The following is a 15627-nucleotide window of genomic DNA, read 5'->3' as shown; positions in this document are numbered from 1 at the left end:
GAAATTAAATGATAATCAATTTCTATAATTGAGACCCAGATCAATCGCTTTTGATAAATTAATCAATTTATCCGAGTGACGGCAACAAACCACCTGAAATCATAATCTGAATCGCGATGATGATCATACCCACAGTACCCGCAGTGATTAGTGCCAACTTACCGCCTGCTACTTGGTAAACTGTAGCGCTTGAGTCTTGAGATGATGGTTGTTGAGTGAAGCGCACTTTGTAGACCATTACTGTAGGTAAAAGGATTGCAAGCACGGCTAGGGCAATTGCTGCGTAGCCTAGCGCCATAATGAAGCCTTGAGGGTAGAAAAGCGCAAAACCCAGTGGTGGAACAAAAGTTACTAACGCCGTTTTGATGCGTTTACCTTGGCCCAGTTTGTCGTTTAGAGAGTCTCCCATAAACTCAAACAGACCTAAGCTTACGCCAATGAAAGATGTTAAAAGTGCTAAGTCAGCAAAGACACCAACGATCATGCTTAGATTCGATTGCTGTACTGTTTGAGAAAGTGACACCAACAAAGCACCCAAGCTTGAATCATTCAGAAGTTGCTCTTGGCTAACAACACCTAGCGTCACACTCTGCCAAAACACATAAATAATAAGAGGCAGTGCCGAACCCACAATCATGACCTTACGCAGTGAGCGTACGTCACCATCTAGGTAGCGAACGATAGAAGGGATGCTGCCGTGAAAGCCGAATGATGTGAATACAACAGGAATTGCTGCAACAATCAGACCTTGCTGTAGCGGCATGCTCAGTAAGTATTGAGAGGTTACGTTTGGCGCAAGAAAGCTAAGTACCAGCACCATCGCAACTAACTTTAAGCCAAATAGGACGCGATTAACCTTATCTACACTGTGAGTACCAATCGTTACAACCGTCGCAACGATGATAGTGAACAGCAGTGTAGTCAATTGACTACTAATCTCTAGCCCAGTTAACTGCATCACACGTTGGTTAAACTGAGCGCCGCCACCAGCAATGTAAGCCGCACACAATGCATAGAACAGGAACATCACCGCAAAGCTTGCAATCCATTTCCCTTTATTACCAAGAATGTTATGCGCCAAGGTGTGAAGCGTCGCATCTGAGTCCGCAAACTGATGTAGTTCAACCATAAGAAGAGCCGTGAATGCCATTAGTGCCCACAGGCCGAGCATTAAAACAAGTGAAGTTGAAAATCCGATACCAGCAGAAGCTAGAGGAAGGGCGAGCATGCCTGCACCAATAGTGGTGCCTGCGATGATCAAAGTACTACCGAAAACCTTTGATTTAGTCATTGTATATAATTCTTTACGTTATGTGGTTTTTACTTGGCTTATGTACTGAGTTAGTCGCCAATAGCCAGTAATAATATTGGATTGGCTGCATTTTGTGGGAGTTTTATAATGAATGCAAGGTTAAATGTAATTTTTTATATCCACTGTAAAATAATATATACACTTGGGTTTTTCTAATCGACTTAAAGTTCAAAGCAATCGTTTATCTATGATCTGATTCATAGTTTGGTGAAGAAAAGATTGAGTCGGTGGGACGTGACCAGTAATAGTGTGGGCGCGCGACCCAACTTCGGAGATATGGATCCTATAGCGCGAATGCCGATTTAGAACAGAGGTGTGCTGCTCAAAAAGAGCGCATTAAAAATTGTTGGGAAACACGGAGTGTCTTCATAAATCTGTCATATTTAACGCACAATATGGAGACACTTAGTTGTAAGGGCGAAAGCCTATGATAAGGAATAGAAGGGCACAATATGAGTGACCAATATTTTAATGACGAAAGTCTCGAGCTGTTAGATGCGATGGAAATTGGCATCGACCTTTCTGATTACGAACAGGCAGTTCAGCAATTAGCCGAAGAGATGTTTAGCTCGTCAAACTAACCTACGTCCTCATTAAAGTTAGCTAAGATTATGGAGTGCGTTTACTATGTCTCCAATCGGCTCTACTTTAATGAGGTTCAATGAACTTTCTTGCCCATCTTCATATCGCAAATCACTGTCGTAGTGACTTAGCAGGTAACCTGCTCGGTGACTTTGTGAAAGGGGACCCCTCAAAACACTATTCTCAACCCTTAGCTGATGGTATTCGACTGCATCGGTTTGTCGATAGCTATACCGATTCTCATGTGATCTCCAAGCAAGCAAAAACACTATTTAGAAAAGAGACCCAACGCTTTGCTCCAATTGCGCTTGATGTTTTTTGGGATCACTGTTTAGCCACAAACTGGTCAACATATTCTAACTCTTCACTTAAACAATTCTGTAAGAATTCACATAGTAAGATAAGCCAAGATTCAGAGGCGCATTGGCCTGAGGATTTTCTCTTAATCCATCAGAAAATGGCCCAGCAACGCTGGCTAGAAAGCTACGAATCGATGGATTCAATTTCTATGGTATTAGAGAGAATGTCTTTACGAAGGCCAAGACTTGGAGTACTAAAAGAGTGCTTTGATGACCTAGCTGCTAACTATGATAAGTTGCAGTGTCACTTTTGTGAGCTCTACCCAGACGTACTTGAGCGCTCTTGGCAGCATCGGCAACAGCAAATTGAAATGTCAGCAAAGAAAAATCAATGACAAAGGTAAACAGTTCCATTGGGGTTTGCTACAATCCGCGCCTATTTCCACTTTGAGCATCATTTTATGTCTGATACAAACCAAACTTTTGAACAATTGGGGCTTTCGGAGCAGTTGCTGTCTACATTACAGACGCTAAATTTCACAACCCCGACAAGCGTGCAAGAGCAGGCGATCCCACTCGTGTTAGAAGGTAAAGACGTACTGGCTGGTGCTCAAACAGGTACGGGTAAAACCGCGGCGTTTGGTTTACCAATCATTCAACGTTTGTTGGCTAGTCAAGACAATGTGATTCCAAATCCTAAACTGGTGAGAGCTTTGGTATTGGTGCCGACGCGCGAACTCGCACAGCAAGTCTTCGACAACATTACCAGTTATGCTGAAGGCACTGGACTTAAAATTGTGGTTGCTTATGGCGGCACTAGTATGAAAGTTCAAACCGACAATCTAAAAGCGGGCGCGGATATTCTGATCGCAACGCCGGGGCGTTTGATTGACCACATGTTCACTAAGAACATCATGTTAAGCCAAACCGAAGTTCTTGTGCTTGATGAAGCCGACCGCATGCTTGACATGGGCTTTATGCCAGACATCAAACGCATATTGAAACGCATGAATGACGTTCGTCAAACACTGTTCTTCTCTGCGACTTTTGACAACAAAATCAAATCTATTGCGCATCGTATGATGGAGTCTCCAAGTGAAATCCAAGTAACGCCAACCAATAGCACGGCTGAAACCGTAAAACAGATGGTTTACCCAGTAGATAAGAAGCGCAAAAGTGAACTATTGGCTTACTTGATCGGCTCTAAAAACTGGCAGCAGGTCCTAGTCTTCACTAAGACTAAGCAAGGCACCGATGCGTTAGTTAAAGAGTTGAAGTTAGATGGTATCAAAGCAGCTTCAATCAATGGTGATAAAAGCCAAGGTGCTCGCCAAAAGGCGCTGGATGACTTTAAGTCAGTTAAAGTCCGAGCATTGATTGCAACCGATGTTGCGGCACGTGGTATTGACATCCAACAACTGGAACAGGTTGTAAACTACGATATGCCGTACAAGGCCGAAGATTATGTTCACCGCATAGGGCGTACAGGTCGAGCTGGCAATACTGGCTTGGCGGTTTCTTTAATGAGCAGAGACGAAGAGTACTTGCTTGAAGCGATTGAGCGTTTGCTTGATAAGCGCCTACCACAAGAGTGGCTACAGGGCTTTGAGCCTAGCTTGATTGAGGAAATTGAACCAGAGCGTACAGGTCGTCGTGGTAAGAGCCGTTCATCTGAAAAACGCAAGATGAAGGCGAAGCTCAAGATCCACCAAAACCGTGGTAAAGCGCGCCGTTAAGGCTCGCGTAATGGCTTAGAAATACAAAAGGCGCTGTGGGTACTATCCATAGCGCCTTTTTTGTATCTTTCGATTGAAGATCGACTTACGTTGCTATGTATCTATAAAACGTAAGTATCTATATACCTAACTACTTGATTTATTGTTACTCGTGGTGCTCAGGATTGCATTTCCACACACACGGTACGTCGTAAATCAGCTCTTCAAGCGTGTTCGGATTTAGAACCCATTCTTCGTCAACCTTGTAGGTGTTGATCATCTGTTTGTTAAACATCTGCCAATGGTTCATCAATGCTTCGTCTGGCGTCGCAACCATATCACCTTCATTCCATGTGCTTTCCATAAATGGAGTTAGGCAAACGGCGGCGTTGGCATAGATGATCATCTGCCATTTAATTTCATAAATGTTGATAGGGTGCTCTGGGTAAGCAGCATTGTATTCATCTGCAAGCATGTTGATCTCTTGCTCGATGTCACCGACGTTATCAATGAAATAGTCAACCAGATTGTCTTCCTGTCGTACTGAGTCCGAAATCAACTGCATCGGTCTGCGAGAGTGGATCATATTGGTGAACAGTCGCATCGAAAACAGATATAGGGTGACCTTTGGCGTTACGTCTTTTGGCAGCTCTTGCATGATCTTAGCGATGTAAGCTTGAAAATACGCATGCAAGCAATCGCTGATCGCGTGCCAAATCTTCTCTTTGCTACCAAAGTGATGACGGATTAAGCTGTGAGAAACGCCCGCCTTATCACTGATATTACGCAACGAAACGCGTTCGTAGCCTTGGTCGCAGAACAACTCCGCCGCAATGGTCATGATCTGAAAACGTGTTTCTTCAGCATCTTTGGCACTTCTACGGCCTTGCTTCTTTTCAGTCATCGTCATTTTTTCTGTCATTGTCATTTCGCAAATTAGGATGATGTTCTAATTCTACACTGTTTTTGTCGAAATAAAAAATACTGCACAGGTGGAAAGTAAAGCTTGTTAATTCCGTTAATTTAAATATACTGCACACCTGTGTAGTAAATCATAATAATTAAATGGAGCCGCTTAATGCAGTCCAAATCATCTTTCAGAGCCAAACCGGTAAAGACGCTAGGAGCTGTTGTAGCAGTTATCCTCCTAGCGAGCTCCTTGACCGGATGTAACAAAGTACAATCAGAAGAAAATGAACTGGTTATCAAGCCAGTGAAGTTATTGGAGATCCCGAAACAGACCAATATCGAGCTTGATAGCTACATCGCTAAAGTAGATGCAACCGACCGCGCAGCACTCTCTTTTCAAGTGGGTGGCCAGATCGACAACTTCGCAGTTCGCATGGGGCAAGATGTCAAAAAGGGCGAGACACTCGTTGTTTTAGACTCGACAGATTTCCGAATCGCACTCGATGCAGCGCAGGCAAAGTACGATCTTGCAAATAGTCAGTACCAACAAGCTTCAGAACTTTATGCTAAGAAGTTGGTGAGCACCGATTACTACGACCAAGCAGTGAATAACTACACAGCTGCCGGTGTAGAACTTGAGCAAGCGAAAACCAACCTGGGTTATACAAAGCTAGTGGCGCCTTTTGATGGTGTCGTGTCTATGGTCTTTGGCAAGCAACATCAAGTTATCGGCGAGAAACAGCCAGTTCTCAACATTTTGAACCACCGTGCTATGGACGTTACTTTCTCGGTTCCTGTTGCCAAACTGGAAGATCGTAGCATTAGCGATTTTGTTCAATCCAACATGTGGGTCGTGATGGACAGTCATCGCGGGATTCGCATTCCAACACGCTTCAAAGAGATTTCGACGCAACCAGACGAAGATACCAACAGCTACCAAGCGGTTGTATCAATTCAAAAGCCCACTGAGTTGAATTTACTCTCTGGTATGACAGCTCAAGTTGAAGTTCAAAAATCCACCGATGAAAAAGGCATCGGTATCGTAGATTCAGCATGGGTAACCAAAGAAGAAACCCGAGGCGAACTGTGGCGTTACGACCCTGTATCTCAAATGATCTCAAAAGTGACAGTTGCGCTGAATGAAAATGGTCGCGTTGTGGGTGGTCTCATGGGCGGCGACTTAATTGTTGAAGCGGGCGTAGATGCATTGGTTGATGGACAGCAAGTAAAAGCGTGGACGCGTGAGGGCGGCATTTAATGAAATTCAATAAATTAGTGGTCGTTGTTGCTTCAACGCTGGCACTTGCTGCGTGTAATAACGAAACCGTACACAGAGAGCAGCCAACACTAACGGTATCGACTTTTGAAGTGAAAGCACCTCTTAAAGAGCAATTCCGTAATTTCAACGGCCAAGTGATGGCTGCAGAATTGACACCATTGGCATTTCGCATTGCCGGTGAGATTGACCAAGTGCTCGTAGAAGCGGGCGACGTGGTTAAGAAAGGGCAGCTTTTAGCGACAATTGATGGCGACACTTACCGTCAAGATGTAGTAGATGCACAGTCTCAATATGATCTTGCTAATAAGCAGCTAGAGCGTGGTAAAGAGATGTTTGCCAGCAAGATGCTTTCAAAGTCTGAATTTGATCAGCTAACGGCGAACTTTAAGCTTGCGTCTGCCAATTTGGCGTCGGCTAAACAAGCGCTGGGGTACACCGAACTTCACGCACCGTTCACCGGTACTGTCTCTACAGTCGATAAAAAGCAATTTGAAAATACCACTCCGGGTGAAACACTGCTGAACCTCTATCAAAACGATAAGGTGTATGTGCGCATTCAAGTTTCAGACTCAATTTTGGCTGCGATTAGCCCAGACATGCGCTCTAGCAGTTATCGCCCGAATGCGACTTTTGGTGGCATTGAAGGCTCTTACCCTCTGATTTATTTAGAGCACACTAGTGAATTACACCCGCAATCGAGAACTTACGAGTTTTGGATGTCGATGCCACAGCTTGAAACTCCAGTCATGCCAGGTACTAGCGTTACGGTGAACGTTGATATGGCTAAAGCGGGTTTGAGCGATGTGCAAGGTTATCAACTGCCTATGACCACCCTACAAGCAGGCTCGGAAGCCAACGAGTTTTATGTATGGAAACTCGAAGATGGCCAAGCCTATAAAAACCTAGTTGAGGTAGAAAAAATCAGCGGTCAAGGTGCGCTTATCGCACATGGTGTAGAGCAGGGTGATCAACTGATCAACTCCAACTTACGCAAATTACGTGATGGAATGAAATTGTCAGGAAAAGCAGAATGAACATCGCAGAATATTCAATAAAAAACAAAGTTATTAGCTGGCTGTTTCTGGTTATTCTAGCTATCGGTGGTGTGAGCTCTTTTAGCAACCTTTCACGTTTAGAAGACCCAGCATTTACGATTAAAGATGCAATGATCATCTCTACCTATCCGGGCGCAAGCTCTATGGAAGTAGAGGAGGAGCTGACCTATCCGCTAGAGAAAGAGATTCGACAACTCCCTTATATCGATAAGATTACGTCTACCTCTTCAGACGGTATGTCGCAGATCATGGTCAGTATGAAGATGGACTACGGTCCTGATGAGCTACCTCAGATCTGGGATGAAATGCGTCGTAAGATCAACGATCTACAACCAACACTTCCAAGTGGCGTGCAGTCTGTTCAGATTATTGATGACTTCGGTGATGTATTTGGCGTAATGCTAATGCTGACTGGTGATGGCTACGACTATGTTGAGCTAAAACAGTATGCAGATTACCTAACTCGTGAGTTAGAGCTTGTCGACGGTGTTGGTAAAGTCAGCATTGCTGGTGATCAGCAGGAACAACTGTTTGTTGAGATGTCTCTTGAGCGCTTAGCTGCACTTAACTTGGACATGACGACAGTGACTTCTCTGCTTGCTCAACAGAACAGTGTGGTTTCTTCTGGTGAGGTGATGCTCAATGGCCAAAGCCTTGCAATTAAACCAAACGGAACGCTAAGCACAGTTGAAGAATTAGAAAACTTGATCATCCACGGACGTGACACGGGTAACTTAATTCGTCTGAAAGATGTATCGACGGTAACACGAGGTATCGCGGAAAAACCGGGTAATGTGCTGACGTATAACGGCAAGCCTGCAATCAATATCGGTATTGCGTTCTCTTCTGGCGTAAACGTGGTTGAGATTGGTCAAGCGCTAGACGCAGAACTTGAACGTCTTGAGTCGATCAAACCAGCGGGCATTGAGCTGAACTATTTCTACAACCAAGCGCAAGAAGTTGATAAGTCCGTTTCAGATTTCATCATCAGTTTGGTAGAAGCGGTAGCGATTGTAATCGTTGTCCTACTGTTTGCGATGGGTTTGCGCAGCGGCTTAATTATCGGTCTAGTTCTTCTGCTTACGGTGTTTGGTACCTTCATTTTGATGGACTACAACGAGGTAGAGCTGCACCGAATCTCATTGGGTGCTTTGATTATCGCGCTAGGTATGCTGGTGGATAATGCCATTGTTGTGGTTGAAGGTATCTTGGTTGGACTTAAGAAGGGTAAAACTAAGCTACAAGCTGCAAAAGACATTGTGACTCAAACGCAATGGCCTCTGTTAGGTGCCACCATTATTGCGATTACAGCGTTTGCTCCTATTGGCCTGTCGAAAGATGCAACCGGTGAGTTCATGGGCTCATTGTTCTGGGTATTGTGTTTCTCACTTTTCCTAAGCTGGATCACCGCTCTAACATTGACACCGTTCCTAGCCGATTTAATGCTCAAGGAAGAAGACAAAACGGGTACAGACGAAGACCCATACAAAGGTATCTTGTTTGTCGTATTTGGCGCAATGCTTAAGTTTGCACTGAGATTCCGTTGGTTAACCGTTGCGAGCATGGTCGGTCTATTGGCTGTATCGGTCGTTGGTTTCGGCATGGTGAAACAGCAGTTCTTCCCTGCGTCGAATACACCAATGTTCTACGTTGATATGTGGATGCCAGAAGGGACTGATATCCGTGAAACCATTAAGCAGACAGAGAAAGTAGAGAGCTACATTCGCAAGTTGGACAATGTTGAGTTTGTAACTACAACAGCGGGTCAAGGTATGCAGCGTTTTGCTCTGACTTACCAACCAGAAAAGAGCTATGAAGCCTACGCTCAACTGCAAGTAAGAACGACTGATCGTGACACCATGTTCGCGACACTTGAAAAGCTTGATGAAAAGCTGGCGATTGAGTTTGAACAGCCAACGTTCCAGTTCAAGTTGATTGAGTTTGGTCCATCACCTGCGTCTAAAATCGAGGCGCGTGTTATTGGCCCAGACCCAGATGTACTACGCACTATTGCAACTGACGTAGAAAATATCCTGCTTGCAGATCCAGGTGCTCGAAATGTACGCCACGACTGGCGCGAGCGTACCAAAGAGTTGGTGCCTCTATTTAATGAATCTAAGGCGCGTCGCTTAGGCATCTCAAAGGCAGACTTGTCTCATACATTGCAAATGGCGTTTGGTGGATACAACATCGGATTGCTGCGTGATGGTACACACATGTTGCCTATCGTTGCACGTTTGCCTGAAGAAGAGCGTTTTGATTTTGAGTCACTAAACAATGTGAAGATCTGGAGTCCGTCACTACAGACTTACATCCCAGTTGAACAAGTGATTGATGGCGTTGAGCTACAATGGTCTGAGCCTCTGATTCAACGTAAGAACCGTAAACGCACGTTAACAGTATTGGCTGACCATGATGTATTAGGCGATGAAACACCAGCAAGCTTATTTGCGCGAGTACAACCGAAAATTGAAGCACTACCACTTCCTTCAGGTTACAGCATCGAGTGGGGCGGTGAATACGAATCCTCTAAGGATGCGCAGGAGTCACTCTTTGGTTCACTGCCAATGGGTTACCTATTGATGTTCATTATCACTATGCTGTTGTTTAACTCGGTACGTAAGCCTTTGGTTATCTGGTTTACAGTGCCACTGTCGATCATCGGTGTATCAATTGGTCTGTTGAGTACCAACATGCCATTTAGCTTTACAGCATTCTTGGGCTTACTCAGCTTGAGTGGCATGATCTTGAAGAACGGGATTGTTCTACTAGACCAAATCAACAGTGAATTGGAGACAGGAAAAGACCCATACCTAGCGGTAGTAGACAGTGCCATCAGCCGTGTACGTCCAGTATCTATGGCGGCATTGACCACTATTTTAGGCATGATTCCACTAGTCTTTGATGCATTCTTTGGCTCGATGGCGATCACCATCATGGCAGGCTTAGGTTTTGCCACGGTACTGACTTTGATTGTCGTACCTGTGATGTTTGCTATCTTATTCAGAATCAAACCGTCCACTGCGGGATATTAAGGATTGATATAAACGATTCGTTTTAGCCAAGCCCAGCCTGAAATAGGCTGGGCTTTTTTGATCTTGTTAGATTGGATAAGCGGGAAGCGAGATGAAGATAAACAAGGTATGGATTTGAGCTTAGATTGCGATTTGAACATCCAACTCAATTGGTGTCGGCATAGCTAAAAAGTAGCCCTGATACATATCAAATCCTACTGTTTGCATTAGCTCTAGCTGTTGCTGAGTCTCGATACCTTCGATTACGGTCTGAGCATTGATTGATTTGGCTAGCGCTAGAACATCATGAATAGGCTTTGCATTACCTTGTTCAAACTCCAGCATCAATGAACGATCAACCTTAATAATATGCGGGGTAATGTGACGGACTCTTCCTTCATTTGAAGCTTGAGTGCCGTAGTCGTCAACGGCAACCTTGAAACCATTCTCTGCAAGAGAACCTGCTGCTTCTTTGAGCCTCTCCTCGCTGTCTGCGGTCAGTTCAACCAGCTCCATTACAATCTGTTCAGGCGACAGGTTAAGTTCAACTAAGCGTTTGGCCAGCAAGCTATCACTAACATTGGAGTTAGCAAACAACTCACCAACATTGGGTAGTACATTAAGGAAAAGCTGAAGGTGACGAGACGTAGACTGCGCAAAGTTACGAACGTGAATCACGCGGCTCAAGCGCTCTACATTGATTTTGTCGTCGATGGATGTTTCATCAGAGTGTAAGTAGTGATCTGGTCTGATAGTTTGCTCGTCTTGATCAGTAATTCGAACTAATGCTTCAACACCGATTTGCTCCATTTTTGCGTTGAAAATGGGCTGATAAACACTTCTTAAAGTAAGGTTTTGGTAATTAGCAATAAACTGCATCCGATCATCAACAGAGATGCATTTAACGAATTCACTACGGTCAGATAAAATCATACTTAATTAAAGATAATCCATTAAAGGGATAAATAATTCCTTGTGTCACAATATTGACACGCGTGGATAAATTGTCAATTAATAAAAGAAGCATTAACGCGATCCATATATAAATAAAAACAATTTAACATTATAAATTGCGGAAAATTATATTTATTCGGTTGGGTTATGAATTCTATTTGTGTGATTTGCTGAGCAAATACTAGCCAGTTAATGTGTTATGCATCGCAATGCTTGAGTTAGGTTTAATATATTTCGAGCGCATATCGTGATACCAATCTAAATACCATTTCTCTGTTGATTTTTGACTCAATATCAAAATTTTAGAAATAGAATGAAATAGCCCATACTAAAGTGTTAGTTATTCCTGAAAAATAAAATTGAAATAAATCAACAATATATTTACTAGAGATAAACGAACAAACTAATAGTTTTAATAGTGAGTGGTGTATTTCTTCGCTTTATGAGCTTAGATGAGTATTTAATTCTAAAGTTACACCTAAACCCATTGCATAACCGCGTAGAGCTGAATGTACTTGCGTACTAATTGTTGATTGTTTGAGCGTTTTAGTGGGTGCCCGAATTTGATGAAGCAAGGGGTTATACCAAAGTTGATGTTCAGATCTGAAGCGAACTGTGAATCACTTTCTTGCAAGGTTATGCCTTGTTGGCTGTATTCGGTAATTTCATCCGGCAATTCACCCATCCACCAATGCAACAGTTCACGGCTGTGCTTACTGCGACTTATCCAATGGTCAGAAACAATGATAAGTAGGTCATTGGGTTGGATTGCATAACCGTATTCGCCGAGCCAATGATGGACATCAACCAGAAGCTTCTTACGGCACGTTTTACCTGCGCTCACCATATGGTGGCTAATGACCCATACTGTGCCAATTTCTGACGAGATGCGAAAATGTCGTGCCGTTTCATTAAGCGGCAGCATATCGAGTGGGTGAATCATACTCTCGTGATCAAAACTAAGTAGTGTGTGCTGCATTCGTCGTGCAAATGCCTTACCAATATGGTGCTCACTGATTCCTTGATTGTGAACGGTAGGGTAGTGATGTTCGCACAACTTCAGGCAATCCTCTTGGAAGAGGTTGATGCTCTGTATCACGAGATCTAATAACAATGAATGTCCTTATACATGGCTACAATGTTGATAACTGAATAGTAAGGTAATGACTGTGTAATTTGCCAACAACAATGGCTCAGTTCTTGATCGCTTTATCAAAATTAAGCTGTGTGTCGATTTTTATGTTGTAAGCGTGCTATTGGCGTTTAACATTTATAAATAACAATATTTAGAAAGACTTACGAGGAAGTGATGACCATAGAGTTAGACAGTAAACAAAAGACTGAAATGACAGAAGTACTGCAACGCTACTTGCAAGATGAGCTCGATGTCGAGATAGGCCAATTTGACGCGGACTTTCTTGTTGATTTTATCAGCAAAAAATTTGGTGCTGTCTATTACAACAAGGGAATCGAGGACGCGCAAAAGGTGATGGAGCGTAAGATGCTCGACATTAGCGATGAACTTTACGAGATAGAGCAGGTCGTTGAGTTATAAGTAAAATCATCTTGTTCAAATTATTCGAACATGTTGTTTGAGTTTTAGTTATGTCATTTATGTAAAGCTAGGTAAATAATATGTTTCAACAACACAGAGTAATGTACGCTCTTCATACTATACCAACTGCAACCTTTTGGAATGAAACATGAGTAATAATGTAAAGAACTACAATCCAATAGCTAGACTGTTGCACTGGGTTTCAGCACTGACAATTTTTGGATTATTCGGTGTTGGCCTGTGGATGGTTGACCTCTCTTACTACAGCGAGTGGTATAAAACGGCGCCTGATTGGCATCGTTCAATCGGTATTATTTTGGCTGCTGTGACCCTATTCAGATTGATCTGGAAAACAGTGACAGCGTCACCAAGTGTTGAAGGTAAAAGTTATGAAGTGGTGGCGGCGAAGGCTGCACACGGCTTCATGTATCTAAATCTGTTGGCTCTATTTGTGTCTGGCTACTTGATCTCAACATCAGATGGTCGTGGCATAGATGTTTTCAACTGGTTCACTGTTCCAAGTATGGGAGAGTTATTTGCTAACCAATCCGACTTGGCAGGAACCGTACACTACTATGCAGCTTGGGTACTGATTGTATTGGCATCAGTTCACGCACTGGCTGCGATTAAACACCACATTATCGACAAAGACGATACGCTACGAAAAATGATAGGAGCATCAAAATGAAAAAATCAATTATCGCTACAGGACTAGCCTTTGCTATGGCAATGCCTTTCGCTGCGAACGCTGCTGATTACGTGATTGATACAAAAGGCGCACACGCGTCTGTTAACTTCAAAGTGAGCCACCTTGGTTACAGCTTTATTAAAGGACGTTTCAACATATTTTCTGGTGACTTCTCATTTGATGAAAGCAACGTAGAAGCGTCTAAAGTGAACGTTGTGGTTGATACTACAAGCCTTGACTCAAACCACGCTGAGCGTGACAAGCACATCCGTAGCGGTGACTTTATCGATGCAGGTAAATTCTCTGAAGCGATATTCAACAGCACAAAAGTGGTTGATAACGGTGATGGTAAACTGGCTGTAATGGGTGACCTAACTCTGCACGGTGTGACTAAACCAATCACGATCGATGCTGAGTTCATCGGTGCTGGCCAAGACCCATGGGGTGGTGAGCGTGCAGGTTTCATCGGTACAACTCGTCTAGAGCTTGCTGACTTTGATATTAAAGTCATGGGCGCTTCTAGCTACGTTGACATGGAACTTCACGTAGAAGGTATCAAGAAGTAAGTCGAATAGACTAACCTCTGTCCCATACATACAGAAAGGCGCAAAGCAGAAGCTTCGCGCCTTTTTCGTTATTAAGCCATGAGTCTTTTTGATTGGTGTTATCTTGCGTATTGAATAGAGTTATCCAAACGGTATCAGTTCAATCGAGACATTTTTTCTAGCCACACGCTGTTATCACGTGTTTTGTCTATCCGAGGTTATGCCGTTTCTAGTTCTGTCTCTTTCACTACGTTTAGTCGGTCACCATAGATAGGGCGAAGCGCTTGCATCACTTCAGCGCGAGTTAGAACACCTACCATCGTGCCGTTTTCAAGAACTGGAAGCATGTGTGGTTGGCTCACTTTCATCGCTTTCGCACGTTCTTCTAAAGAAAGTGTGGTAAAGCGAGTTGCAATGCCCATGCTAGATGTTGGGTATAGCTGCTCTTTGTCGATGCAAAGGAATTCCGCGACGTCCACAAGCTTGTCATTGGCGTCAATCGCTACTACATCGCGGCTCATTAAATCGACAACCTTCTGACCAGCGGTTGGGATGTAGTCTTGGCACCAAAGGTCGACCATTACGTCATGAATTGAGAATACACCCACTAAGCGCCCTTCTAAATCACACACTGGCGCGCTTACTTGTTGTGCGTCTAGCAGAGTGTCGATAGCAACAGCAGTTGGCATTTCAACAGATAGAGTCGTCGGGCTCGTGTTCATGATTGTTTTGATGATTGTGTTCGTGTTCATAGTAGTTTCCTTAACTGACGTAATTTGAGTTGCTTGTGTTATTGCTGTTATTTTGGCCGCTTTAAGCTGCGGTCTGCGGTAGATGCTCCAATTCGCTAAGCCTACGAGAACAGAGCCACCAACGATGTTGCCGAGTGTCACTGGTAGTAAGTTTGCAGTGACGAATTGCATGACATTAAGGTCGGCATACTGAGTAGATGTCATGCCAATTTGTGTCCAAAAGCTTTCTGGGGCGAAGTTTTGAATCACAATACCCAGTGGCACCATGAACATGTTTGCCACGCAGTGCTCAAAGCCTGTGCTAACGAACATGGCAACAGGTAGTACTGTCATCATCGCTTTTGTCATTGCATTGGCAGAGCTAAAGGTTAGCCAAATCGCTAAACAAACCAGTAGGTTACAAAGCACACCTAATGCAAATGCTTGAATCGGACTGTGGTGGAGTTTGTGTTGCGCGATATTGAGCGCATTTAGTCCCCATTGGCCGCCGTCGAGTTGATAAAGCCCTGCGGCACTTACAAGAGCGAGTAGGAACATCGCACCAATAAAGTTACCTACATACACTTTCCCCCAAATCGACAGCATCTTGCCAAAGGTGATCTGCTTGTTTGCCCAGGAGATGCTCGATAGCACCGAGCTGGTAAACAGTTCACCGCCACAGATGACGATTAAGATAAGCCCCATACTGAAGGCAAGACCGCCAGCTAAGCGGCTCAAACCCCAACCGGCGTCGGCACTGCCAGTGGTAACTGTGATATAGAATAGAAAAGCGAGTCCGATGAATGCGCCAGCCATAATCGCAAGACTCATTGTCATGCTGCTGGTTTTATTCGCTTTACTGAGTGCAAATTTTTCCGCTTCAGCCATCATTTCTGTTGGCGAAAACAGTTGGTGATTATCAGAAGTGCTGGTCGCCATACCCCCTCCTTGAACAATCCGTCATAAGTGATTCCTAGTGTTAATACCTA

At 43.8% G+C, this 15627-nt stretch carries 14 protein-coding genes; 9 read left to right on the top strand and 5 right to left on the bottom strand.

The window, feature by feature from the left end; all coding sequences use genetic code 11:
• Positions 1 to 67 precede the first annotated feature (67 nt).
• A complete protein-coding gene (locus VFDL14_RS05325; protein WP_032552595.1) occupies positions 68 to 1291 on the bottom strand; it encodes an aromatic amino acid transport family protein in 1224 nt (407 codons plus the stop codon).
• 473 nt (positions 1292 to 1764) lie between these two features.
• Here VFDL14_RS05325 and VFDL14_RS25060 point away from each other — a divergent pair, with 473 nt between their 5' ends.
• From VFDL14_RS25060 to VFDL14_RS05330, 3 genes are all read left to right on the top strand, one after another.
• Entirely contained in the window at positions 1765 to 1893 is a 129-nt protein-coding gene (locus VFDL14_RS25060; RefSeq protein WP_255231879.1) for a hypothetical protein, read from the top strand.
• 80 nt (positions 1894 to 1973) lie between these two features.
• Positions 1974 to 2588: an ACP phosphodiesterase gene (locus VFDL14_RS0123400; protein ID WP_032552594.1), complete on the top strand. Its 615-nt coding sequence runs from the start codon at positions 1974 to 1976 to the stop codon at positions 2586 to 2588.
• A 66-nt stretch (positions 2589 to 2654) separates the two neighbouring features.
• Complete coding sequence (locus tag VFDL14_RS05330; protein ID WP_032552593.1) at positions 2655 to 3929, top strand: DEAD/DEAH box helicase; 1275 nt, start codon at positions 2655 to 2657, stop codon at positions 3927 to 3929.
• Positions 3930 to 4074: 145 nt separating this feature from the next.
• Here VFDL14_RS05330 and VFDL14_RS05335 read toward each other — a convergent pair whose 3' ends face one another.
• On the bottom strand, positions 4075 to 4818 hold the full coding sequence (locus VFDL14_RS05335) for a TetR/AcrR family transcriptional regulator (RefSeq protein ID WP_032552940.1): 744 nt from the start codon (positions 4816 to 4818) through the stop codon (positions 4075 to 4077).
• A gap of 168 nt (positions 4819 to 4986) precedes the next feature.
• Here VFDL14_RS05335 and VFDL14_RS05340 point away from each other — a divergent pair, with 168 nt between their 5' ends.
• The 3 genes from VFDL14_RS05340 to VFDL14_RS05350 are packed head-to-tail and all read left to right on the top strand — an operon-like array spanning position 4987 to position 10186.
• Positions 4987 to 6075: an efflux RND transporter periplasmic adaptor subunit gene (locus VFDL14_RS05340; protein ID WP_032552592.1), complete on the top strand. Its 1089-nt coding sequence runs from the start codon at positions 4987 to 4989 to the stop codon at positions 6073 to 6075.
• Positions 6075 to 7130: an efflux RND transporter periplasmic adaptor subunit gene (locus VFDL14_RS05345; RefSeq protein ID WP_032552591.1), complete on the top strand. Its 1056-nt coding sequence runs from the start codon at positions 6075 to 6077 to the stop codon at positions 7128 to 7130. Before VFDL14_RS05340 ends, VFDL14_RS05345 begins: the two co-directional genes overlap by 1 nt.
• Positions 7127 to 10186, top strand: coding sequence for an efflux RND transporter permease subunit (locus VFDL14_RS05350; RefSeq protein WP_032552590.1), 3060 nt, complete (start codon positions 7127 to 7129; stop codon positions 10184 to 10186). The genes VFDL14_RS05345 and VFDL14_RS05350 overlap by 4 nt, the downstream gene beginning before the upstream one ends.
• A gap of 120 nt (positions 10187 to 10306) precedes the next feature.
• On the opposite strand, the gene VFDL14_RS05355 is transcribed toward VFDL14_RS05350, so the two are convergent.
• Entirely contained in the window at positions 10307 to 11044 is a 738-nt protein-coding gene (locus tag VFDL14_RS05355; RefSeq protein WP_084181917.1) for an EAL domain-containing protein, read from the bottom strand.
• Positions 11045 to 11597: 553 nt separating this feature from the next.
• Entirely contained in the window at positions 11598 to 12233 is a 636-nt protein-coding gene (locus VFDL14_RS05360; protein ID WP_032552588.1) for a hypothetical protein, read from the bottom strand.
• A gap of 195 nt (positions 12234 to 12428) precedes the next feature.
• Between VFDL14_RS05360 and VFDL14_RS05365 the strand changes: the two genes are divergently transcribed.
• From VFDL14_RS05365 to VFDL14_RS05375, 3 genes are all read left to right on the top strand, one after another.
• A complete protein-coding gene (locus tag VFDL14_RS05365; RefSeq protein ID WP_032552587.1) occupies positions 12429 to 12674 on the top strand; it encodes a DUF2164 domain-containing protein in 246 nt (81 codons plus the stop codon).
• A 148-nt stretch (positions 12675 to 12822) separates the two neighbouring features.
• Complete coding sequence (locus VFDL14_RS05370) at positions 12823 to 13362, top strand: cytochrome b (protein ID WP_032552586.1); 540 nt, start codon at positions 12823 to 12825, stop codon at positions 13360 to 13362.
• A complete protein-coding gene (locus VFDL14_RS05375; RefSeq protein WP_032552585.1) occupies positions 13359 to 13928 on the top strand; it encodes a YceI family protein in 570 nt (189 codons plus the stop codon). The genes VFDL14_RS05370 and VFDL14_RS05375 overlap by 4 nt, the downstream gene beginning before the upstream one ends.
• Positions 13929 to 14125: 197 nt before the next feature.
• Here VFDL14_RS05375 and focA read toward each other — a convergent pair whose 3' ends face one another.
• Complete coding sequence (gene focA / locus VFDL14_RS05380) at positions 14126 to 15577, bottom strand: formate transporter FocA (RefSeq protein ID WP_032552584.1); 1452 nt, start codon at positions 15575 to 15577, stop codon at positions 14126 to 14128.
• Positions 15578 to 15627: the final 50 nt, after the last annotated feature.

The sequence above is a fragment of the Vibrio fortis genome, from assembly GCF_000695685.1.
In the GTDB taxonomy this organism is placed as follows: domain Bacteria; phylum Pseudomonadota; class Gammaproteobacteria; order Enterobacterales; family Vibrionaceae; genus Vibrio; species Vibrio fortis_A.
Note: the sequence above shows the minus strand (reverse complement) of the source record. Positions and strands in the feature narration are given on the sequence as shown.